Here is a 22,531-nt window from a genome sequence, read left to right as displayed (position 1 = left end):
GGACGGAGGGGATTAAGTCGCAAGTGGCAAACAAGGCACAAGCGACTTAATCCCCTCCCTCCCCTTTTCCTCATGCAGGCAGGCAGTGCTCGACGATCAGCTGGATGGCGCTGCCGCCGCGATAGTCGTCGCAGGCCAGTCGATAGGCGAGATGCACATGACGGCCGGGTGCGTTGCCGTGCCAGCCGCCGAAATGGATCGCATTGATCGTGCCAGGCATGCCCGGCAGGCGCAGTTCCAGCTTCAGGTGCCGCTCCTTCAGTACGCGCCAGTTGGCCACTTCGAAGTGGCCATCGAACAGCGGTTCGGGGAAGCCCTGACCCCACGGTCCGGCCAACCGCAGGGCATCGGCGTGGCGATGGTCCAGCTCGTCTGCGGCCAGTTCGCCATCGCTCAGCACCTGCTGCTGCAGCGCCGCCGGGTCGAGCATTTCCAGCACCACGGCGACGAAGGCGGCCTTGAAGTCATCGACGTGATCCAGCCGCATGCTCAATCCAGCCGCCATGGCATGCCCACCGAAGCGTTCGATCAGACCCGGATGCCGCGCATCGACCAGCGCCAGAGCGTCACGGATGTGCAGGCCGGGAATTGAGCGGGCGGAGCCACGCAGGGTGTCGGCGCCGGGTTCGGCCGGGGCGAAGGCGATCACCGGGCGATGCAGGCGATCCTTCATCTTCGACGCGACCAGGCCGACCACGCCCGGATGCCAATCGGCATCGAACAGGCAGGCCGCCACCGGGCGCTGCCCGGCCATGTCCAGCACCACGCGGGTCAGCGCCTGCTCGGCGTCATCGGTCATCGACTGCTGCACGGCGCGGCGTTCCGAATTGATCTGCTCCAGCGTCTGCGCGATGTCGCGCGCCTGGCGCGGGTCTTCGGTAAGCAGCAGCGCGATGCCCAGCGCCATGTCTTCCAGCCGGCCCGCAGCGTTCAGGCGCGGGCCGAGTGCGAAGCCGATATCGGTGGCGGTCAGTCGCGCGGCATCACGGCCACTGGCTTCGATCAGCGCACGCAGGCCGACACAGCCCTGCCCTGCGCGTAGACGGCGTAGGCCCGCACTGACCAGCGCACGGTTGTTCGGGTCCAGTGCCACCAGGTCGGCAACGGTGCCGACCGCCACCAGGTCCAGCAGCGCGGTCAGGTCCGGCCCCTTGCCATCGGCAAAGACGCCGGCCTCGCGCATCTGCCGGCGCAGCGCCATCAGCACGTAGAAGATCACGCCGACGCCAGCAAGCGACTTACTGGGGAAGGCATCGCCATCCAGATTCGGATCAACGATCACGTCAGCCGGTGGCAACTGCGGGCCCGGCAGATGGTGGTCGGTGACCAGCACCTGCCAGCCACGCGCCTTGGCCGCAGTCACACCCGCATGGCAGGCAATGCCGTGGTCGACCGTGACCAGCAGGTCCGGCTGCAGCTCGGCCAGCTCCTCCACCAGCGACGGCGACAGGCCGTAGCCGTGCACCATGCGGTTCGGCACCGCGTGGAAAACATGCTGCGCGCCGAGCATGCGCAGGCCGCGCACACCGACCGCACAGGCGGTAGCACCATCGCAGTCGAAATCGCCGACCACCAGGATGCGCTTGTCGTTGGCGATGGCCTCGATCAGCAGGCCCACTGCATCGTCGATGCCGGTCAGCAGCTCGGGGGCATGCAGGCTGCCCAGCTTCGGCAGCGCCAGTTCCGGTGTGCCTGCGCCACGACTGGCGTAAAGCCGCGCCAGCAGCGGCAGCGTGCCCTCCGGCCAGCTGCCGGGCGCGACCGTATCGCGGCGGAGGATCATCGGCGTATCAGAGGTGGGCTGCACGGCATCGGCGGCAAGGGACATCGGCATCGCCGGTTACGAAAGACAGAGGGATGATACCGCGCGTGGGAGAGGCTGGCGGGATTGCGCCCGGCTCCTGCGGTAGTGCCGGCCGCTGGCCGGCAACCCCGGCAAACGTCCAGGGTCAGAACCGTTTTCCGATGGAAAACGGATCCGACCCCGCTCAATCGTGAAGCTGCCGCGGCTTTTTCCAGAACTGCCAGCGCTGTCCGCGATCCAGCTGGAACTGCAGGCCATCCTCGAAATCCAGCACCAGTCGCTGCAGCTCGCCACGCTTCAGCGCAGCCAGCAGCGGACGGATCGCATCATTGCCGAGCTGCTGCAAAGAGCGCAGCTGGCGCAGGTCGACCAGTGCATCCACCGCCTGCTCGCCATCCACGGCCACGCCTGCCGCCAGAGCCAGGCCCTGCAGCAGGGCATCACGACTGCGCACCTGCGCATGCGCCGTGCTGACCGACACCGGCATCACGCCGCCACCCCAGAACCACAGCGAATTGATCGGCTGTTGTCCCTGCGCGGCGCGCTGCTGGTTCCAGGAATGGTTGTGCAGCAGCACTTGCGCTTCGGTCATGAGCGCCCGCCAGCGGCGGCCACCCTCGCCTTCCGGCAGGTGCGAGAACAGGTCATCGCCCAGCACCTCGTCCGGACTGTCGAAGTCCGGCAGGGCCAGGTCGATCGGAAGCCGCAGGTACCAGCGCGAGGGATCGGGCGCGTCGAGCACGAACCCGGCATCGGCGAACAACGGCTGCAGCACCGGCAGCAGGGCCAGGCAGTCGGCCAGCGTCGGCCGCAGCGTTTCGCCGTAGGCCATCATCCGCGCGCCATGCATGTCCGGCACCATGCAGGCCGGATCGGCGCGCAGCCAGCTGGCGCCGGCGGCATCGCCGACGTCGCGCTGGCGGGTCAACGCGGCCACCGGCAAGTGCGGCGCGGCAACCGTGAAGTGGCGCGTCAGCTGCGCGCGTTCGCCCGGCGCGACCTGCACCGCCGTGGCGCGGCCGAGCGCACGCGCCACATCGTCCGGCAGCGCAGCCGCGGCAAAGCGGCTGCGCGCGGGCAACAGCAGGGTCGCCGTTGCCACCGGGTCAGTCCACGTAGCTGACGCTGACGATCTCGTACTCGCGCTGGCCGGCCGGGGCGTCGATCACGATCGAATCGCCTTCCAGCTTGCCGATCATCGCGCGCGCCACCGGCGAGGAGATGGCGATCAGGCCCAGCTTGATGTCCGCTTCCAGGTCACCGACGATCTGGTACTTCTTCTCTTCGTCGGTTTCCACGTCGGCCAGAGTCACGCTGGCGCCGAACACCACCTTGGAGCCGGCATTGAGCTTGCTCACGTCGATGATCTCGGCGTGCGACAGCTCGCCTTCCAGCTGCTTGATGCGGCCTTCGATGAAGCCCTGCTCCTCGCGCGCGGCGTGGTACTCGGCGTTCTCCTTCAGGTCGCCATGCTCACGCGCTTCGGCGATCGCAGCGATCACCTTCGGGCGCTTGACCGACTTCAGGTGATCCAGTTCGTCGCGCAGCTTCTGCGCGCCCTTCATCGTGATGGGGGCTCTCATGCATTCAACTCCTTGTGCAGCTCCTGCAGCGACCAGACGGGGCCGGTGCCGCGGAATTCCAGTGAATCCACCAGCGCCTTGGCGCCGGCAATGGTGGTCGAGTAGGTGACGCGATGCTGCAGCGCCTCGCGACGGATCGAGAACGAGTCGTTGATCGCCGAACGACCTTCGGTCGTGTTGACGATGTAGACGATCTCGCCGTTCTTGATCGAGTCGACGATGTGCGGACGGCCTTCGACCACCTTGTTGATGATCTCGCAGTCCATGCCGTGCTGCTGCAGCCACGCGGCGGTGCCACGGGTGGCGACCAGGCTGTAGCCACGCGCCAGCAGCGCCTTGGCCACCGGCAGCACGCGCTTCTTGTCCGGATCACGCACCGAGACGAAGGCCTTGCCGACCGGCGGCGCCTTGATGCCACCGGCTTCCTGCGCACGCGCGAAGGCGGCGTTGAAGGTGCGACCGACGCCCATCACCTCACCGGTGGAGCGCATCTCCGGCCCGAGGATCGGGTCGACGCCCTGGAACTTGGCGAACGGGAAGATCGCTTCCTTCACCGAGTAGTAGTCCGGCACGATTTCCTTGGTCGCGCCCTGCTCGGCCAGGGTCTTGCCGGCCATGCAGCGGGCGGCGATCTTGGCCAGCGGCATGCCGGTAGCCTTGGACACGAACGGCACGGTGCGCGAGGCACGCGGATTCACTTCCAGCAGGTAGATGGTGTCGGCACCTTCATCGCTGGTCTGGATCGCGAACTGGGTGTTCATCAGGCCGACCACGTTCAGGGCCTTGGCCAGTTCCACCACCTGGCGACGCAGCTCGGCCTGGGTTTCAGCCGACAGCGAGTACGGCGGCAGCGAGCACGAGGAATCGCCCGAGTGCACGCCGGCTTCTTCGATGTGCTCCATCACGCCGCCGATCAGGACGTTGCCCTGGGCATCGGCAATGATGTCGACGTCGCACTCCACGGCATTGTCGAGGAAGCGGTCCAGCAGCACCGGCGAATCGTTGGACACCTTGACCGCGTCGCGCACATAGCGGGCCAGGTCGGCTTCGCCGTAGACGATTTCCATCGCACGGCCGCCCAGTACGTAGCTCGGGCGCACCACCAGCGGGTAGCCGATCTCGCGGGCCAGCAGCAGGGCTTCCTGGTCGTTGCGGGCGATGCGGTTCGGCGGCTGCTTCAGGCCCAGCTTGTCCACCAGCTGCTGGAAGCGCTCACGGTCTTCGGCCAGGTCGATGGAGTCCGGGCTGGTGCCGATCACCGGCACGCCGTTGGCTTCCAGCGCGCGCGCCAGCTTCAGCGGGGTCTGGCCGCCGTACTGCACGATCACGCCCTTCGGCTGTTCCAGTTCGACGATTTCCAGCACGTCTTCCAGCGTCAGCGGCTCAAAGTACAGGCGGTCGGAGGTGTCGTAGTCGGTCGACACGGTTTCCGGGTTGCAGTTGACCATGATGGTTTCATAGCCATCCTCGCGCAGCGCCAGTGCTGCGTGCACGCAGCAGTAGTCGAACTCGATGCCCTGGCCGATGCGGTTCGGGCCACCGCCCAGGATCATGATCTTGTCGCGGTTGCTCGGCGCGGCCTCGCACTCGTCCTCGTAGGTCGAGTACAGGTAAGCGGTGCCGGTGGAGAACTCACCGGCGCAGGAATCGACGCGCTTGTAGACCGGGCGCACCTTGTGCGCACGACGCAGCGCGCGGATGGCGGCTTCGTTGGTACCGGTCAGCTGCGCCAGGCGCGCGTCGGAGAAGCCAGCGCGCTTCAGCTTGCGCAGGCGGGCGGCGTCCAGCGCGTCGATGCCACCGGCAGCGACTTCGGCTTCGGCCGCGATGATTTCCTCGATCTGGTCCAGGAACCAGTGATCGATGAACGACAGTGCGTAGATCTCTTCCACGCTCATGCCGGCACGGAACGCATCGGCGACGAAGAACAGGCGCTCCGGGCCCGGGGCCTTCAGCTCGCGGCGCAGGGTCTGCAGGTCTTCTTCGTTGCTCAGGTCCAGGCCGGTCGGGTCGAAGCCGACCTTGCCGGTTTCCAGGCCACGCAGCGCCTTCTGCACCGACTCCTGGAAGGTACGGCCCATCGCCATCACCTCGCCCACCGACTTCATCTGGGTGGTCAGGCGGGCATCGGCGGCCGGGAACTTCTCGAAGGCGAAACGCGGGATCTTGGTGACGACGTAGTCGATCGACGGCTCGAACGAGGCCGGAGTCAGGCCACCGGTGATTTCGTTCTTCAGTTCGTCCAGGGTGTATCCCACGGCCAGCTTGGCGGCGACCTTGGCGATCGGGAAGCCGGTGGCCTTGGAGGCCAGCGCCGAGGAACGCGACACGCGCGGGTTCATCTCGATGACGACCACGCGGCCGGTCTTCGGGTTGATGCCGAACTGCACGTTCGAGCCACCGGTATCGACGCCGATCTTGCGCAGCACGGCGATGGAGGCATCGCGCAGGCGCTGGTACTCCTTGTCGGTCAGGGTCTGCGCCGGCGCCACGGTGATCGAGTCACCGGTGTGCACGCCCATCGGGTCCAGGTTCTCGATCGAGCAGACGATGATGCAGTTGTCCGCGGTATCGCGGACCACTTCCATCTCGAACTCCTTCCAGCCCAGCACCGACTCTTCCACCAGCACTTCGGTGGTCGGCGACAGTTCCAGGCCGCGGCTGACGATCTCGACCAGCTCTTCGCGGTTGTAGGCGATGCCGCCACCGCTGCCGCCCAGGGTGAAGCTGGGGCGGATGATGGTCGGGTAACCGACGCGGGTCTGGATCTCCAGCGCTTCGTCCAGGGTATGGGCGACGGCGGCGGTCGGGCATTCCAGGCCGATCTCACCCATGGCGACGCGGAACAGCTCGCGGTCTTCGGCCATGCGGATCGCTTCGCGTTTGGCGCCGATCAGCTCGACGTTGTACTTCTCCAGCACGCCGTTGTCGGCCAGGTCCAGCGCGCAGTTCAACGCGGTCTGGCCACCCATGGTCGGCAGCAGCGCATCGGGCTTTTCCTTGGCGATGATCTTCTCGACCGTCTGCCAGTTGATCGGCTCGATGTAGACGGCGTCGGCCATCTCCGGGTCGGTCATGATCGTGGCCGGGTTGCTGTTGACCAGCACCACGCGGTAACCCTCGTCACGCAGGGCCTTGCAGGCCTGGGCGCCGGAGTAGTCGAACTCGCAGGCCTGGCCGATGACGATCGGGCCAGCACCGATGATGAGGATGGTCTTGAGGTCAGTGCGCTTGGGCATTTTCTTCTCTAAGTCAGTACAGCGTGACAAGGGGGGTGATCGCACGCTGTCGATCAGGAATCTTGATCCGCAGCGCCGCGCCAGCGGCAGCAGCGTTGCGGGGTTTACGGTCCATCGCGACGCCACCGGGGGGCCGGCGGCGTACTGATCACGCCTTGGCCTGCTCCATCAGCACCACGAAGCGGTCGAACAGCGGACCGACATCGGTCGGGCCCGGCGACGCTTCCGGGTGGCCCTGGAACGAGAACGCCGGCACGTCGGTGCGGGCCACGCCCTGGTTGGTGCCATCGAACAGCGAGCGGTGGGTCACGCGCAGGGTCGCCGGCAGGGTCGCTTCATCGATCGCGAAGCCGTGGTTCTGCGAGGTGATCATCACCCGGCCGCTGTCCAGGTCCTGCACCGGGTGGTTGGCACCATGGTGGCCGTGGCCCATCTTCATGGTCTGCGCGCCCGAGGCCAGGCCCAGCAGCTGGTGGCCCAGGCAGATGCCGAAGGTCGGGATCTTCACGTCGATGAAGTTCTTGATCGCTTCGATGGCGTAGTCGCACGGTTCCGGGTCACCCGGGCCGTTGGACAGGAACACGCCGTCCGGCTTCAGCGCCAGCACTTCGGCGGCCGGGGTCTGTGCCGGCACCACGGTCACTTCGCAGCCGCGCTCGGCCAGCATGCGCAGGATGTTGGTCTTTACGCCGAAATCGTAGGCCACGACCTTGAACTTCGCCGGCACGCTGACGAAGGCGTTGGCATCCAGGTCCAGCTGGCCCTCGGTCCAGGTGTAGGTCTTCTCGGTAGTGACGACCTTGGCCAGATCCATGCCCTTCAGCCCCGGGAACTTGCGGGCAGCTTCCAGTGCCTTTTCCACGTCGATGTCACCGGCCATCAGCGCACCGTTCTGCGCGCCCTTCTCGCGCAGGATGCGGGTCAGCTTGCGGGTGTCGATGCCGGCGATGGCAACCACGCCACGCTGGATCAGCCAGTCCTGCAGCGACACCTGGCTGCGCCAGTTGCTGGGACGGCGCGGAACGTCGCGCACGATCAGGCCGGCCGACCACACCTTGGACGCTTCATTGTCCTGGTCGGTCATGCCGGTGTTACCGATATGCGGATAGGTCAGCGTGACCATCTGCCGGGCGTAGGACGGGTCGGTCAGCACTTCCTGGTAGCCGGTCATGGCGGTGTTGAACACCACCTCACCGACGGACAGGCCGGGCGCGCCTACGGATTCGCCCTCGAATACGGTGCCGTCTTCGAGGACGAGGATTGCGGCTTGGGTCACGGGAATCTCACTTTGGCTACCGAGGGGGCTGCCGAAGTCACGCCTGCGCTTCACGGAAATCCGGTTGCAAAAAAGCGCGGACGTGCGGTCTGGGACCGGTCCGGCTTTCGTGATTCGGCGAGTGCGAATTGTAGCGCTGCCGGGGCGCTCGCGCCAGCGGTTATCGCACTTCATGAACAGGCGATTGCGCATTCATTTCAATCCGGCGGCGTATGCAGGGTCCGCCGCCAGATCGTGCCGGCCGCTGGCCGGCAATCTGCATGCCATCAGGCGCCTGGTAGTGCCGGCCGCCGGCCGCCCAACAGCCCACCCACGGCCCCCCCCCACCGCCGGCCCCCGGCCGCGCGGCCCGCGGCCCCCCCCCCCCCCCCCCCGGGCCCCCCCCCCCCGCCCGCCCCGCGCCCGCCACTACCGCCTTACTGCAGCAGGTCCCGCACCCGGTAGCTGCCCGGGGCGCGGCCCTGCAGCTGGCGGGCGGCAAACAGGGCGCCGCGGGCGAAGATGTCGCGGTTGGTGGCCCGGTGCACCAGCTCGATGCGCTCACCCAGGCCGGTGAACTGCACCAGATGCTCGCCGACGATGTCACCGGCACGCAGGCTGGCGTAATGCGGCTCCGCCCCACCCCGCTGCGCGGCCGCGCCCAGGGTCAGCGCGGTACCCGACGGCGCGTCCTTCTTCTGCGTGTGGTGCGATTCGACGATGTCGCAGTCCCAGCCGGCCAGCGCCTGCGCCGCGCGCTCGACCAGCTCGTCCAGTACCGCCACGCCCAGGCTGAAGTTCGAGGCCCAGACCAGCGGGATCCTCGCCGCCGCCGCCTCCAGCGCCTGGCGCTGCGTGCTGGAGATGCCGGTAGTGCCCGAGACCAGCCCCGCACCACGTTCCACGCACAGTGCCAGCATCGGGTCGAAACCCTCCGGCAGGCTGAAGTCGATCGCCACGTCGAATGCCGGCGCACCGGGCAGCTCGCTGGCCGCGAAGAACGGTACGCCATCGACCACGCGCTGGGCCGGCGCACGGCCCGTCACCGCAGCGGCGATCTGCAGGGTTTCGGGATGTTCGGCGGCCAGCCGCAGCAGGGCCTGGCCCATGCGCCCGGAGGCACCGTGGATGAGCAATCGCAGGGGAGTCTGGTTCATGCCTGCAGGCTAGCGGCAGCACGCCCGCTCCGGCAAGCGCCATCGCTGCTACGCTGCATGCCCTTTCATGCAATGGATGGCAGTTCCCTCATGCAGATCAGCGAACAGCTGGTGCTGGTCACCGGTGCCGGGCGCGGACTTGGCCAGCACATCGCCCGCGCCTTCGCCGCACAGGGCGCGCGCGTCATCATCAACTACCACCGAAGCGAAGGCGCCGCACGTGCTCTGGCTGCCGAGCTGGGCGGACAGGCGATCGCGCTGCCGGCCGATGTCACTGAGCGCGCCGAGGTCGATGCAATGCTGCAGCACGCCCTGGCCCACTTTGGCCAGGGCGTCACCACCGTAGTCAACAACGCACTGGCCACCTTCTCGTTCAATGGCGATGCCCGCGACGGCGCCGCCGACATCGGCTGGCCGGCGTTCCAGGCACAGTTCGAGGGCAGCGTGCGTGGCGCGCTGAACACCGTGCAGGCCGCCCTGCCCGGCATGCAGGCCCGCCGCTTCGGCCGCGTGATCAACATCGGCACCAACCTGTTCCAGAACCCGGTGGTGCCCTACCACGACTACACCGCCGCCAAGGCCGCACTGCTGTCGCTGACCCGCACACTGGCCGGCGACCTCGGCCCGCACGGCATCACCGTCAACATGCTGTCCGGCGGCCTGCTGCGCACCACCGATGCCAGTTCCGCCACGCCCGAAGCGGTGTTCGACTACATCGCCGCCAACACCCCGCTGCGCAGCGTCACCACCCCGGCCGAATTCGCCGATGCCGCGCTGTTCTTCGCCAGCCCGTGGTCACGCGCGGTGACCGGCCAGAACCTGGTGGTGGATGGCGGACTGGTGCGGGACTGAGCCGATGCGCATTTCCGAAGTCAGTCGCCTGACCGGCGCCAGCGCCAAGGCCATCCGCCTGTACGAGGCACGCGGGCTGCTGCCGCCGGTGCCGCGCGTGAACCGCTATCGCGACTACAGCGAACAGGACGTGGCCTGGGTGCAGCTGATCCGCCAGGCGCTGGGGCTGGGTATCACGCTGGCGGCAATCTCGCGCCTGCAGGGCCGCGACGGGCGGCTCGACTGGCAGGCAGTGCTGACCCTGCTTGAGCAGCAGCGCAGCCGCATTGCCAGCGAGCGGGCACGGCTGGCGCAGGTCGAGCTCGACCTGCAGCAGGTCAGCGACGAACTGCAGCAGTGGCTGCTCTCCGGCAGCAATGACTGCGTGCTGGAACCCAGCGGCTGCACGACCCAGGCTTGACTCTGCCCTTGGGGCAGACCGCAGCCTCGCGCACTTTCCATTGCCCGAGGTTGCCGTGTCCCGTTCCATCCTGATGCTGCTCGGCCATCCCGACCGCGACAGCCTGTGCGGCGCCCTCGCCCAGCGCTACGCCACCGCCGCCGAGAATGCCGGCCACCGGGTGCGCTTGATCGCATTGGGTGAACTCGAGTTCGATCCGGTGCTGCGGCATGGCTACCGCCAGATCCAGCCGCTGGAAGCCGACCTGCAGGACGCGGCGGAAGCGATCGAGGCCTGCGATCACCTGGTGCTGGTCTATCCCACCTGGTGGGGTGCGATGCCGGCGCTGCTGAAGGGCTTCTTCGATCGCGTGCTGCTGCCGGGGTACGCCTTCCGCTACCGGCGCGATTCGGTGTGGTGGGACCGGCTGCTGGCCGGGCGCAGCGCACGGGTGATCACCACGCTGGATACGCCGCCCTGGTACTACCGCTGGATCTACCGCGACCCGGGCATCACCCAGATCCGCGCCCCCCTCCTGGAATTCTGCGGCATCCGCCCGGTGCGGGTCAGCCGTCTCGGTGTGGTGCGCAGCAGTACCCCAGCACAACGCAGCAAGTGGCTGGCGTTGGCAGCAGAGCTGGGTTCACGCGCCAGGTAGATCCAAGCCATGCGTGGATGAAATGCCGGCCACGTTCCATGTGTCGCGTTTGCCAATTGACCGCCGGGCACTGCGCCTCAAGTCTGAGGGCCCTCTTCCGGCCCAGGCAACGCCCATGAAATCCTCGACCGTCTTCAGCAAGTGCGCCAGGAAGACCGGCTTTGCCGGCACGTCGACGACCCGCTACCGCTTGCTGGATACTGCCCTGCTTGTCGTGAATCACCAACGCGCCAGCGAAAACCGGGGTTTCTATGTGAATGCTGGGCTCTACTTTCCGGAGCTGCTCGAGTATCCCCTCGCGCCTGACGATCTTGAAACAGCTTTCCGGTACCGCTCCAGCATTCCCACGCCCCATGTCGACTGGCGGATCGAAGAGACGCCCGGCCTGCGCCGGGCTTTCATCCAGCAGGATCTGGATGATCTGCTGGAGGCCGGCAATCGCGATGGGATGAAATGCCTGCTGCTCGGTGCCCTTGCCGACGTGGCGGGCTTCGCGGCAACCCATGGAAACCGCGAGTCAGTGCGGCGATTGAATCAGGACGGGAACTTCCGGGCGATCATCCGCAGAGAGGTCTAGCAGATCCACGCCATGCGTGGATGGACTCCAGGAGTGTGCGAACCAAGGTTCGCACCTACCAGGACACATTCAGTGCTGTTTGGGCGGCGTCGGCCCGCAGCCGTCGCAACCGCCACAGGCACCACCGCCTCCGCTAGCCGGCGGTGCGATCTTCCGCCCCAGCGCCTGCAGCCAGGCGGCGCGGCCCGGCTTCAGCAGGGCCAGCGCAAGCGCGCCACGCAGCTTGCGCACGGTGCCGGGAAACTGCTTCTTCAGCACCACCCAGGCACTGACCAGCACGGCCACCGCGATGATCAGGTACTGCAGCAGCAGTCCACGGTCCATCAGCCGCCTCCCAGCGCCTTGGTCACCTGGTAGGTGATCAGCGCCGCCACGTAGGCCGCAGCAAACAGGTAGAACGCCGAGAAGGCCATCGTCTTCCACGAATTGGTCTCGCGCTTGATGGTGGCCAGCGTCGAGATGCACATCGGGGCGTAGATGTACCAGACCAGCAGCGACAGCGCGGTGGCCAGTGACCAGCCGTCGCTGATCAGAGGGGTCAGCGCCTGGCTGGCGGCATCGTCATCGGCCGCCGACAGCGCGTACACGGTCGCCAGCGAGGACACCGCCACTTCGCGCGCGGCCAGGCCCGGAATCAGCGCAATGCAGATCTGCCAGTTGAAGCCCAGCGGCGCGAAGAACACCGCCATCGCATGGCCGATCTGGCCCGCATAGCTGTAATCGATGGCCGGCATGGTGGCGCCGGCCGGAGCCGCCGGGAACGAGAGCAGCACCCACAGCAGGATGGTCAGCGCCAGAATGATGCCGCCGACGCGCTTGAGGAAGATCATGCCGCGCTCGTACAGGCCCACCGCCAGATCGCGCACATGCGGCAGCCGGTACGACGGCAGCTCCAGCATCAGCGGGTGCTCGCTCTTGTCGCGGCGCCACTTCTTCATGATCCACGACATCGCCAGCGCACTGAGAATGCCGGCCGCATACAGGCCGAACAGCACCAGGCCCTGCTGGTTGAACACGCCCCACACCGTCTTCTGCGGGATGAACGCGCCAATCAGCAGCGCGTACACCGGCAGGCGTGCGGAACAGGTCATCAGCGGCGCCACCAGGATCGTGGCCAGGCGGTCACGCGGGTCCTGGATGCTGCGCGTGGACATGATGCCCGGCACCGCGCAGGCGAAACTGGACAGCAGCGGGATGAACGAGCGGCCAGACAGGCCGGCGGCGGCCATCATGCGGTCGAGCAGGAACGCCGCACGCGGCAGGTAGCCGGATTCCTCCAGCACCAGGATGAAGAAGAACAGGATCAGGATCTGCGGCAGGAACACCACCACGCCACCCACACCGGCGATGATGCCGTCAGTCAGCAGGCTGGCCAACGGACCTTCCGGCAGCACGCTGCCAACGAAGGCACCAAGCCAGGCGAAACCGGCCTCGATGCCATCCATCAACGGTGTCGCCCAGGCATACACCGCCTGGAAGATCAGGAACATCACCACCGCCAGGCTGATCAGGCCGAACACCGGGTGCAGCAGCCAGCGGTCCAGCGCGTCGTCGACTTTCGCGGTCCGTGCCGGCATGCGCACGGCCACCGACAGGATCTCGCGCACCTTGGCGTGGTAGTCGATGCCACCTTCCGGGCCCGGCACCGGCGCATCCAGGTGCGGCACCATCGCATCAAGGCGCTCGACCAGGGCCTTGGCGCCCTGCTTGCGCACCGCCACGGTTTCCACCACCGGCACGCCCAGCTCGCGCTCCAGCGCGGCCACGTCCACCTGGATGCCACGGCGCTGGGCCGCATCGACCATGTTCAGCGCAACCACCATCGGCTTGCCCAGCTCGCGCAGTTCCAGCGCGAAGCGCAGGTGCAGGCGCAGGTTGGTGGCGTCGATCACGCACAGCAGCACGTCCGGTGCAGCCTCGCCCGGGTAGAAGCCCCGGCACAGGTCACGGGTGATCGCCTCGTCCAGGCTGGCCGGGTGCAGGCTGTAGGCACCTGGCAGATCGAGTACGGCGAACTCGCGGCCGGACGGCGCGCGCAGGCGGCCTTCCTTGCGCTCAACGGTGACGCCGGTGTAGTTGGCAACCTTCTGCCGGCTGCCGGTCAGCTGGTTGAACAGCGCGGTCTTGCCACTGTTGGGGTTACCGACCAGCGCAATGCGCAGGGGCGCGGTAGAAGTTGCAGCGGTCATGCGCGACGCTCCTGGCGGTTGGCGTCGACCACGACGCGCTTGGCTTCACTGATACGCAGCGCAAACCGGGTGAACCCGACCTGCACCAGCAGCGGCTCGCCACCGACCGGGCCCTTGGCCACCAGGCGCACTTCCTCGCCCTTCACGAAACCCAGCTCGCGCAGGCGACGGGCGATGGCATCGTTGGCATGGAGGTCCTGCACGGACTCGACCACGGCCGAGGCGTGCAGCGGCAGTTCGGACAGCGTCATCTAGCGCATTCTCTGCTGGATGTAAATGGTTCTCGATTCTAACATTCCCGCGTCGCGTCATGGCCCATGACCAATGGCCCGCTATGATCCATACACGTATGGAGTGACCCTGGAATCCCATGAACGATGCTTTGCAGATCGAGCGCAGCGGCGCCGTCCTCACCCTCTGGCTGAACCGGCCCGAGCTGCACAATGCCTTTGACGCCGGCCTGATCGCGCGGCTGACCGCCGCCCTCGAAGCCGCCGGACGCGACGACGCGGTGCGCGCGGTAGTGGTGGCCGGCCACGGCACCTCCTTCTCGGCCGGCGCCGACATGCAGTGGATGCGTGGCATGGCCGCCGCCAGCGAGGCCGACAATCGCGAGGACTCGCTGGCCCTGGCGCGGCTGATGCGCACCCTGGACGAGCTGCCCAAGCCGACCCTGGCCCGGGTCCACGGCGCGGCCTTCGGTGGCGGCGTCGGCCTGGTCGCCTGCTGCGACATCGCCATCGCCAGCACCGCGGCGCGCTTCGGCCTCACCGAAAGCCGCCTCGGCCTGCTGCCAGCGGTGATCTCTCCCTACGTGATCGAGGCCATCGGCCCGCGCCAGGCGCGCCGCTGGTTCGCCACCGGCGAGCACTTCGACGCCGAGACTGCGCTGCGCATCGGCCTGGTCCACCAGCTGGTCGAGCCGGAACGCCTGGACGAGGCCGTGCAACGCCAGCTGGCCCTGCTCGACAAGGCCGGCCCGATCGCTTCTTCCAGCGCCAAGCAGCTGGTGCGGCAGGTGCGTGACAGCCATGACCGCGATGCCCTGGATCGCGATAATGCCGCCCTGATCGCGCGCCTGCGGGTGTCCGCCGAGGGCCAGGAAGGCCTGGGCGCCTTCCTCGACAAGCGCGCGCCCCACTGGGTCACGGAAGCCTGAACATGCTCGATCATCTTGGTTTGACCAGCGCCGACCTGGCGCGCAGCAAGACCTTCTTCCTGCAGGCGCTGGCGCCGCTGCAGATCGGCGTGGTGATGGAAGTGACCGCCGAACAGACCGGCGCGCACGACCACATCGGCTTCGGCAGCGACGGCAAGCCGTTCTTCTGGCTCGGCAATGGCGGCACCGCCAGCCACGGCGTGCACGTGGCCTTCGCCTGCGCCAGCCGCACCCAGGTGGACGCCTTCCATGCCGCTGCCCTCGCCGCCGGCGGTCGCGACAACGGCGCGCCGGGCCTGCGCCCGTGGTACCACCCCGACTACTACGGCGCCTTCGTGCTCGACCTGGATGGCAACAACATCGAGGCGGTCTGCCACCGCCCTGCCGACGAGGTGGCCGCATGAACGACTACGTCCGCATCGTCGAGGTCGGCCCGCGTGACGGTCTGCAGAACGAAAAGCAGTCGGTGTCCACCGCCGACAAGATCGAACTGATCAACCGCCTGTCGGCCACCGGCCTGCGCAGCATCGAGGCGACCAGCTTCGTCAGCCCGAAGTGGATCCCGCAGCTGGCCGATGCCGCCGAGGTCTACGCCGGCATCCAGCGCCGGGCCGGCATCCACTACCCGGTGCTGGTACCGAACGAACAGGGCTACGACCGCGCCCGTGCGGTGGGCGTGGAGGAAGTGGCGGTGTTCACCGCCGCTTCGGAGGCGTTCAACCGCACCAACACCAATGCCGGCATCGACGAATCGCTGGCCCGGTTCGAGCCGATCCTGCGCCGCGCCGCCGCCGATGGCGTGCGCGTGCGCGGCTACGTCTCCACCGTGCTCGGCTGCCCTTACCAGGGCGAGGTGCCACTGGCCGACGTGGTGCGGGTGGCGCGTGCCCTGCACCAGATGGGCTGTTACGAAATCTCGCTGGGCGACACCATCGGCGTCGGCACCCCGCGCAAGGCCCGGGCAATGCTGCAGGCGGTTGCCGCCGAGATTCCGATGGCCGCACTGGCCGTGCACTTCCACGACACCTATGGCCAGGCCATCGCCAACATCGCCACCTGCCTGGAAGAAGGCGTGCGCGTGGTCGACAGCGCCGTCTCCGGCGCCGGTGGTTGCCCGTACGCGAAGGGCGCCAGCGGCAACGTCGCCAGCGAGGACGTGGTCTACCTGCTGCAGGGCCTGGGCCTGGACAGCGGCGTGGACCTGCCGGCACTGGCCGAAACCGGCCGCTGGCTGGCCGGCCTGCTCGGACGCGCCACCGCCAGCCGCACCGGCCAGGCGCTGGCCGCCGCCGGCTGACCGCCGCACTGCGCCGCACTGCAGCGGCGGCGCAGTGCACAACAGCGGCGGTCGCGGCTTCCGTTAGAATCGGCGGTTCTCGAACCTGCAGGACCGTGCAATGCAGCTGTCTTCCGTACGTGCCGTGATCACCGGCGGCGTCTCCGGCCTCGGCCTGGCCGTGGCCCAGCACCTCGTCGCCCAGGGCGGCAAGGTGGCCCTGTTCGACCTCAACGACGACAAGGGTGCTGCTGCCGTTGCCGGACTGGGCGCCGACAAGGCCCGCTACTTCAACGTCAACGTCAGCGATGAGGCGGCGGTAACCGCAGCCATCGACCAGGCCCACGAGTTCCTCGGTGGCCTGAACGTGGCGATGAACTGCGCCGGCATCCTCGGCGCCGGCCGCGTGCTGGGCAAAGAAGGGCCGATGCCGCTGGCCGGCTTCCAGGGCACGGTGATGGTCAACCTGGTCGGTAGCTTCAACGTTGCAAAGGCCGCGGCCAACCGCATGCAGCACAACGAAGCCGGCACCGACGGCGAGCGCGGCGTGATCATCAATACCGCCAGCATCGCCGCCTACGAAGGCCAGATCGGCCAGGCCGCGTACGCCGCCAGCAAGGGCGGCGTGGTGTCGATGACGCTGCCGATGGCGCGCGAACTGTCGCGCTTCGGCATCCGCGTCAACACCATCGCCCCGGGCGTGTTCTGGACGCCGATGGTCGATGGCATGCCCGAGGCGGTGCAGCAGTCGCTGGCCGCGTCGATCCCGTTCCCGTCGCGCCTGGGCAAGCCGGAAGACTTCGCCAGCCTGGTCGGCTTCATCCTCGGCAACACCTACCTCAATGGCGAGACCATCCGCCTGGACGGCGCTACCCGCCTCGCTCCGAAGTGATTCCCCCCGGGCGCCGGGACGGCGCCCTCCCCCAACGACCTAGATCACCATGAAAGCCAACGACATCAAGAAGGGCAACGTCGTCGAGTACAACAACGGCGTGTACCAGATCCGCGACATCGAGCGCAGCTCGCCGCAGGGTCGCGGCGGCAACGTCCGCTTCCGCTTCATCATGTACAGCGTGCCGGGCGGCAACAAGCTCGATGCCAGCTTCGATGCCGACGACAACCTGGTCGAGGTCGAACTGCTGCGCCGCCAGTCCACCTATTCGTACAAGGACGGCGATGCGTTCGTGTTCCTCGATGACGAGGACTACACCCCGTACACCCTGGACGCGGACGTGATCGGCGACGACGCCGGCTACATCACCGACGGCCTGACCGGCATCTACGTGCAGGTGATCGACGAGCAGCCGGTGGCGATCCAGCTGCCGGCCTCGGTGGTGCTGGAAGTGATTGAAACCCCGCCGGAACTGAAGGGCGGCACCGCCACCAAGCGCCCGAAGCCGGCCAAGCTCAACACCGGCATCGAAATCATGGTGCCGGAGTACATCGTCAACGGCGAGCGCGTGCTGGTGAACACCGCCACCGGCGAATTCGCTGGCCGTGCCGACTAAGCGCCTTGCGCTGATCGGTTGCCTGTCCCTGCTTGCGGCATGTTCGCCGCAGGCAGCGGACAATGCTGCCGACGCCACGCCAGCCGAACCGGCCGTGACCGCCGCACCAGCGGTGGAGGCACCGGCCGCCGTGGAGGCCATCGCCGAAGCGGAGCCCGCTACCGAGCAGCCCTCGGGCGATGAGGACCTGGACAAGGTACGTGCAGCCGCAGGCTGTCCGGTCCCGGAGGATGTATATGACGTCGACGACGTGCGCATCTACTGCGCGATGCCGGCCGACGTGCAGGCCTTCCTCGCGCGCGAGAACACCTGCCAGCATTTCGCCGGCGAAGAGCCGTACGACGACGAGCGTCGCCGTGAACTGGAAGAGGCCAGCGCCAAATACTGCGAAGGCCGCGAGAAGAACTTCACCGATCTGGTCGCGCGTCATCGCGGTGACTGCGCTGTCCGCGCAGGGCTGATCGGAATCAACACTCGCTATGACCTGGACTTCGATCTCGACCTGAAGCCCTGCGGGGGCTGATCGATGCACGCCGGGCATGGCCCGGCGTCACCGATCCGCGGAATCGGGCGTTACTTCGCGCCGAAATTGCCGCAGCCGTGGTACTGGCGGGTGCCGATGGTCAGGTTCACCCTGGCCTCGAACGCCTCACCACTCATGTCGTCCTGGCAGGTGGTGCGCTGGAAGCTGAGCTTGACGTCGGTACCGTCGGACGCCTTGCCACTCCATCCGTCGGCCCCCTCGGTGGGCTTGGCCACATCGAAGCGGCGCTCGCCGTAATCGACTTCCACCTGCAGGCCCGGCGCATCGCCGTCAACGACTGCAAGCCAGCCGGGTTCGTTGCCGGTGGCACGGAACGCGGCATTGCCGGCGCTGCCATCGCCTTCGGTGGCTTCGACCGCATGGCACTCGCGATCGGCCTCGCCCTTCAGGCTCAACAGGCCGTCATCGCTGCCCTTGGTCCAGAAGCTGTTGCCCTGGCCATCGCCATACTTCGCGCCCGACGCCGCACGCTCGGAGGTCATGGCGAAGGTACGTTCGCCGATCACTACCGTCGCCGCATCCTCGCCATTGAAGGTCGCGCGCACGTTCAGATCACCACACCGGTACATGGTCTCGCTGCCGGTACCGGCGCCGGTGCTGGCAGCCGGTTCGGGCGCGGCCGGCGGCGCGGCATCAGTGCCGCCCGCAGCGGGTGGCTGTGCCGGCTGGCACGCGGCCAGGACCAACCCGAGGGAGGCTGCCAACAGACTGGGGACTACACGCATGGCTCGACTCCTTGTCGACACTACAGAGATCTTCGACCCTACCACCTGCCGGTGAGCGGGGCCTGAAAGCGGCCTGACCGCACTCACGCGGCCAGCACCGCCATCGACAGCAACTGTGCGCCACTGTCGCCGGAACTGCAGGTCCAGACCCGCAGCAGGCGCAGTTTCAGCTCGCGCTCCTGGCCCTGCCCGCGCACCGACAAGCGCACGTCACTGGACAACAATGCCAGGCGTCCGCACAGCAGCGTTTCCACCGCGTACGATTGCAGGCTGCTCACCCGCAGGTTCCCGGCCAGCCAGTCGCCCAGCCAGGGCAGATCGAGCATGCGCCCGCCCTGCCCATCCATCATGAACAAGGCCGGCGATACCAGCGCGGTCAGCGCATCGTGGTCGTCATCCAGCAATGCCTGCCGCAGGCGCTGTTCCAGCGCTGCCAGCTGCCGCTCATGCAGGTCTTCAACGATGTCCCGTTCCATCCACGGATCCTTCCGGCATCGGCCGGCGCCTGCGCAGGCGTTGCGCGATCCACTGCCGCGCGCCCTGCACTACTACATAGAAGACCGGCACGAAGAACACCGCCAGCACGGTCGCACTGACCATGCCGCCGAACACGCCGGTTCCGATCGCCTGCTGGGTTTCCTTCGATGCGCCCTGCGCCAGCATCAGCGGCACCACGCCCAGCGCGAATGCCAGCGAGGTCATCACGATCGGCCGCAGGCGCAGCCGCGCCGCTTCCAGCGCTGCTTCAACCAGGCCGCGACCCTGCTGCTGCAGCTGCCGCGCGAACTCGACGATGAGGATCGCGTTCTTCGCCGACAGCCCGATCACCGTGATCATGCCGACCTTGAAGAACACGTCGTTGGGCATGCCGCGCAACAACACGGCGGCGACCGCACCGAGCAGGCCGAGTGGCACCACCAGCATCACCGCCAACGGAATCGACCAGCTCTCGTACAGCGCCGCCAGCACCAGGAACACCACCAGCATCGACAACAACAGCAGCCACGGTGCCTGCGCCCCCGACTCACGCTCCTGCAGCGACTGGCTGGTCCACTGCAGCGCGAAGCCAGACGGCAGCGTTTCGGCCAGCCGCTCCATCTCCGCCATCGCCTGGCCGGTCGACACGCCGGAGGCCGGGGCGCCGGACAGATTCAGCGCCGGGAAGCCGAGATAGCGCTGCAGCTGCAGCGGCGCCTCGGTCCAGTGCGGGGTCACCAGTTCGGACAGCGCCACCATGCCGCCCTCGCTGTTCCGCACGTACAGCTTCAGCACATCCTCCAGTTCCATCCGGTGCGAGGCGTCTGCCTGCAGGATCACCTGCTGCAACCGGCCCTTGTTGGGGAAGTCATTGACGTACTGCGAGCCCATCGCAGCCGACAGCGTGCTGCTGATGTGTTCGAAGCCCACGCCCATCGCCTCGGCCTTGGCCCGGTCGATGTCCAGCCGCACGCTGGTGCCGGCCGGCAGGCCATCGGCATGCACTTCCGACAGCAGCGGGCTGGTCTCGGCCTGCTTCAGCAGCTGCTGCAGGGCCGCGCGCAGTTCGGCCTGGCTCTGCCCGGTCCGCGCCTGCAGGGCGAGCGAGAACCCGGACGAACGGCCCAGGCTGTCGATCGCCGGCGGCATCACGCTCATCACCTCGCCCTCGGCAATCGTGGACATCGCCTTCTGCGCGGCCTCCACCTCGCCGGCTGCGGTGGCCCCTGCACGCTCACCCCAGTCCTTGAGCATGGTGTAGGTCAGCGCCGCGCTCGGGCCGGAACCGGAGAAGCTGTAGCCGAGGATCGACTGGTTGGAGCCGATGCCCGGGCGTGACGCCACATGCCGCTCGTAGGCTTCGACCACGGCCAGCGTGCGCTCGGCGGTGGCTTCGGCCGGCAGCTGGATCGAAGTCATGAAATAGCCCTGGTCTTCTTCCGGCAGGAATGCGCCCGGCAACCAGTGCAGGCCCAGCAGCAGCGCCACTACCAGTGCGGCGAACACGCCCATCACCCGCCCACTGCGCTGCAGCACCGAGGCCACGCCACGCTGGTAGCGCCCGGTCATCGCCTCGAAGCCACGATTGAAGGCGCCGAACAGCCCGCCCCGACCATGATGACCATGGGTGTTCGGGCGCAGCAGGGTCGCGCACAGTGCCGGCGTCAGGCTCAATGCCAGCAGCGCCGAGAACAGGATCGACACCGCCATCGCCACGGTGAACTGGCGGTAGATCGCGCCCACCGAGCCGTTGGCCAACGCCATCGGAATGAACACGGCGGTCAGCACCAGGGTGATGCCGATCACCGCACCGGTCAGCTCGCGCATCGCCTTGATGGTAGCCTCGCGCGGCGGCAGTCCTTCCTCGGCCATGATCCGTTCCACGCCCTCGACCACCACGATGGCGTCGTCGACGATGATGCCGATCGCCAGCACCATGCCGAACATGGTCAGCACGTTGATCGAGAAGCCCAGTGCCAGCATCACCGCGAAGGTGCCGAGCAGCGCGATCGGTGCGACCAGCGCCGGAATCAGCGTGTAGCGCCAGTTCTGCAGGAACAGGTACATCACCGCGAACACCAGCAGCATGGCCTCCAGCAGCGTCTGCACCACCTTCTGGATCGAGATCTTCACGAACGGTGCGGTGTCGAACGGAATGCTCGACTCCACGCCGCGCGGCAGCAGCGGCGCCAGTTCGGCCATGCGCTCGCGTACCGCCGACGCGGTGCGCACTGCGTTCGCGCCAGGACGCAACTGCACCCCGGCGGCGGTCGCTGGGTGGCCATCCTCGCGGGTGCCCCACGCATAGCTCTGCGCGCCCAGTTCGACGCGGGCGACATCGCCCAGCACCACCCGTGAACCGTCTGCCCCGGCGCGCAGCACGATGGCTGCGAACTGCTCCGGCGTGGACAGCTGCCCATCGGCGCTGAGCGGCACGGTGATGCGCTGGCCCGGAACACCCGGCGAATCACCGATGCGTCCCGGCGAGATCTCCAGGTTCTGCTGCTCGATGGCGGTGGCCACATCGCCCATGGTCAGGCCGTAGCCGGTCAACCGGGTCGGGTCCAGCCAAACGCGCATCGCCTGTTCGGCACCGAACAGCTGCACGCGGCCGACGCCATCGATGCGGCGCAGCTCTTCGATGATGTTGCGCGCCATGAAATCGCCCAGCGCGGCTTCGCTGACGCTGGCATCCGGCGAACGCAGGCCGACCAGCATCAGGAAGCCGGAATCGGCGGCCTCCACGAACAGGCCGTTCTGGCGCACGCTGCGCGGCAGGCGCGGCTCGATCGCCTTGATCCGGTTCTGCACGTCCACCTGCGCCAGCTCCGGGTTGGTACCGGGCTTGAAGGTCGCAGTGATCGAGGCTTCGCCGGAGGTGTCCACCGACGATTCGAAGTACAGCAGGTGTTTGACGCTGGACAGCTCGCGCTCGATCAGCCCGACCACCGCATCATTCAGCGTCTGCGGGCTGGCACCCGGGTAGCTGGCATAGATGCTGACACTGGGCGGCGCGACCGCCGGATAGCGCTCCACGGCCAAGCGCGGAATCGCCAGTACGCCGGCCAGGATGATGAAGATCGCCAGCACCCAGGCGAACACCGGGCGATCGATGAAGAAACGTGCCATGTTGGATTTTCCTGGAGGGG

Annotated in this window: 22 protein-coding genes; 10 read left to right on the top strand and 12 right to left on the bottom strand. The window is 67.6% G+C overall.

The genetic code is table 11. The annotated features are described in order from the left end of the window. Positions 1–70: 70 nt before the first annotated feature. The 6 genes from recJ to V3B25_RS16810 form a co-directional block, all read right to left on the bottom strand. A complete protein-coding gene (gene recJ / locus V3B25_RS16835) occupies positions 71–1,828 on the bottom strand; it encodes a single-stranded-DNA-specific exonuclease RecJ (protein WP_049424650.1) in 1,758 nt (585 codons plus the stop codon). A 160-nt stretch (positions 1,829–1,988) separates the two neighbouring features. Then, positions 1,989–2,906 (bottom strand): phosphoglycerate mutase, encoded by a 918-nt coding sequence (locus tag V3B25_RS16830; protein ID WP_049424651.1) that lies wholly within the window; start codon positions 2,904–2,906, stop codon positions 1,989–1,991. 4 nt (positions 2,907–2,910) lie between these two features. Continuing rightward, on the bottom strand, positions 2,911–3,375 hold the full coding sequence (gene greA / locus V3B25_RS16825; RefSeq protein WP_026347191.1) for a transcription elongation factor GreA: 465 nt from the start codon (positions 3,373–3,375) through the stop codon (positions 2,911–2,913). 8 nt (positions 3,376–3,383) lie between these two features. Further along, a complete protein-coding gene (carB, locus tag V3B25_RS16820) occupies positions 3,384–6,626 on the bottom strand; it encodes a carbamoyl-phosphate synthase large subunit (RefSeq protein WP_032128799.1) in 3,243 nt (1,080 codons plus the stop codon). A 148-nt stretch (positions 6,627–6,774) separates the two neighbouring features. Further along, positions 6,775–7,902 (bottom strand): glutamine-hydrolyzing carbamoyl-phosphate synthase small subunit, encoded by a 1,128-nt coding sequence (gene carA, locus V3B25_RS16815; RefSeq protein ID WP_329811029.1) that lies wholly within the window; start codon positions 7,900–7,902, stop codon positions 6,775–6,777. A 416-nt stretch (positions 7,903–8,318) separates the two neighbouring features. Further along, positions 8,319–8,990, bottom strand: a complete 672-nt coding sequence (locus V3B25_RS16810) for a dihydrodipicolinate reductase C-terminal domain-containing protein (protein WP_032966043.1) — start codon at positions 8,988–8,990, stop codon at positions 8,319–8,321. Between the two features lie 120 nt (positions 8,991–9,110). Between V3B25_RS16810 and V3B25_RS16805 the strand changes: the two genes are divergently transcribed. The 4 genes from V3B25_RS16805 to V3B25_RS16790 all read left to right on the top strand — a co-directional run bounded on the left by V3B25_RS16805 (position 9,111) and on the right by V3B25_RS16790 (position 11,504). Continuing rightward, positions 9,111–9,890 carry a 3-oxoacyl-ACP reductase gene (locus V3B25_RS16805; protein ID WP_049424653.1) on the top strand — a complete coding sequence of 260 codons (780 nt, stop codon included), beginning with the start codon at positions 9,111–9,113 and terminating at the stop codon, positions 9,888–9,890. Positions 9,891–9,894: 4 nt separating this feature from the next. Next, positions 9,895–10,290: a MerR family transcriptional regulator gene (locus V3B25_RS16800; protein WP_049424655.1), complete on the top strand. Its 396-nt coding sequence runs from the start codon at positions 9,895–9,897 to the stop codon at positions 10,288–10,290. 55 nt (positions 10,291–10,345) lie between these two features. Further along, positions 10,346–10,927 (top strand): NAD(P)H-dependent oxidoreductase, encoded by a 582-nt coding sequence (locus V3B25_RS16795; protein WP_329811028.1) that lies wholly within the window; start codon positions 10,346–10,348, stop codon positions 10,925–10,927. Positions 10,928–11,042: 115 nt separating this feature from the next. After that, positions 11,043–11,504: a DUF4304 domain-containing protein gene (locus tag V3B25_RS16790; RefSeq protein ID WP_049424659.1), complete on the top strand. Its 462-nt coding sequence runs from the start codon at positions 11,043–11,045 to the stop codon at positions 11,502–11,504. A 69-nt stretch (positions 11,505–11,573) separates the two neighbouring features. Here the strand turns inward: V3B25_RS16790 and V3B25_RS16785 are convergent, their stop codons facing one another. Genes V3B25_RS16785 through V3B25_RS16775 form a run of 3 tightly spaced genes read right to left on the bottom strand, consistent with a single transcriptional unit; the run spans position 11,574 to position 13,944 of the window. Continuing rightward, a complete protein-coding gene (locus tag V3B25_RS16785; RefSeq protein ID WP_049424661.1) occupies positions 11,574–11,828 on the bottom strand; it encodes a DUF6587 family protein in 255 nt (84 codons plus the stop codon). Further along, positions 11,828–13,693 carry a ferrous iron transporter B gene (locus V3B25_RS16780; protein ID WP_049400127.1) on the bottom strand — a complete coding sequence of 622 codons (1,866 nt, stop codon included), beginning with the start codon at positions 13,691–13,693 and terminating at the stop codon, positions 11,828–11,830. Before V3B25_RS16780 ends, V3B25_RS16785 begins: the two co-directional genes overlap by 1 nt. After that, entirely contained in the window at positions 13,690–13,944 is a 255-nt protein-coding gene (locus V3B25_RS16775) for a FeoA family protein (RefSeq protein WP_032128790.1), read from the bottom strand. Before V3B25_RS16775 ends, V3B25_RS16780 begins: the two co-directional genes overlap by 4 nt. 119 nt (positions 13,945–14,063) lie before the next feature. On the opposite strand from V3B25_RS16775, the gene V3B25_RS16770 reads away from it, so the two are divergent. The 6 genes from V3B25_RS16770 to V3B25_RS16745 all read left to right on the top strand — a co-directional run bounded on the left by V3B25_RS16770 (position 14,064) and on the right by V3B25_RS16745 (position 18,159). Beyond that, on the top strand, positions 14,064–14,852 hold the full coding sequence (locus V3B25_RS16770) for an enoyl-CoA hydratase/isomerase family protein (RefSeq protein WP_049424663.1): 789 nt from the start codon (positions 14,064–14,066) through the stop codon (positions 14,850–14,852). Positions 14,853–14,854: 2 nt separating this feature from the next. Then, positions 14,855–15,256: a VOC family protein gene (locus tag V3B25_RS16765; RefSeq protein WP_049424665.1), complete on the top strand. Its 402-nt coding sequence runs from the start codon at positions 14,855–14,857 to the stop codon at positions 15,254–15,256. After that, on the top strand, positions 15,253–16,149 hold the full coding sequence (locus V3B25_RS16760; RefSeq protein ID WP_049424667.1) for a hydroxymethylglutaryl-CoA lyase: 897 nt from the start codon (positions 15,253–15,255) through the stop codon (positions 16,147–16,149). The genes V3B25_RS16765 and V3B25_RS16760 overlap by 4 nt, the downstream gene beginning before the upstream one ends. A gap of 100 nt (positions 16,150–16,249) precedes the next feature. After that, on the top strand, positions 16,250–17,020 hold the full coding sequence (locus V3B25_RS16755; RefSeq protein WP_049424669.1) for an SDR family oxidoreductase: 771 nt from the start codon (positions 16,250–16,252) through the stop codon (positions 17,018–17,020). 49 nt (positions 17,021–17,069) lie between these two features. After that, positions 17,070–17,636: an elongation factor P-like protein YeiP gene (gene yeiP, locus V3B25_RS16750; protein WP_005409468.1), complete on the top strand. Its 567-nt coding sequence runs from the start codon at positions 17,070–17,072 to the stop codon at positions 17,634–17,636. Beyond that, positions 17,626–18,159: a hypothetical protein gene (locus V3B25_RS16745; protein ID WP_201119020.1), complete on the top strand. Its 534-nt coding sequence runs from the start codon at positions 17,626–17,628 to the stop codon at positions 18,157–18,159. The genes yeiP and V3B25_RS16745 overlap by 11 nt, the downstream gene beginning before the upstream one ends. Positions 18,160–18,209: 50 nt before the next feature. Here the strand turns inward: V3B25_RS16745 and V3B25_RS16740 are convergent, their stop codons facing one another. The 3 genes from V3B25_RS16740 to V3B25_RS16730 form a co-directional block, all read right to left on the bottom strand. Continuing rightward, a complete protein-coding gene (locus V3B25_RS16740; protein WP_201119018.1) occupies positions 18,210–18,905 on the bottom strand; it encodes an MliC family protein in 696 nt (231 codons plus the stop codon). Positions 18,906–18,988: 83 nt separating this feature from the next. Further along, positions 18,989–19,381: a nuclear transport factor 2 family protein gene (locus V3B25_RS16735; protein ID WP_032128783.1), complete on the bottom strand. Its 393-nt coding sequence runs from the start codon at positions 19,379–19,381 to the stop codon at positions 18,989–18,991. Further along, on the bottom strand, positions 19,362–22,511 hold the full coding sequence (locus V3B25_RS16730) for a multidrug efflux RND transporter permease subunit (protein ID WP_329811027.1): 3,150 nt from the start codon (positions 22,509–22,511) through the stop codon (positions 19,362–19,364). Before V3B25_RS16730 ends, V3B25_RS16735 begins: the two co-directional genes overlap by 20 nt. Positions 22,512–22,531: the final 20 nt, after the last annotated feature.

Source organism: Stenotrophomonas sp. SMYL8 (genome assembly GCF_036320065.1).
Classification (GTDB): domain Bacteria; phylum Pseudomonadota; class Gammaproteobacteria; order Xanthomonadales; family Xanthomonadaceae; genus Stenotrophomonas; species Stenotrophomonas maltophilia_A.
This window is presented reverse-complemented; position numbering and strand designations above follow the sequence as displayed.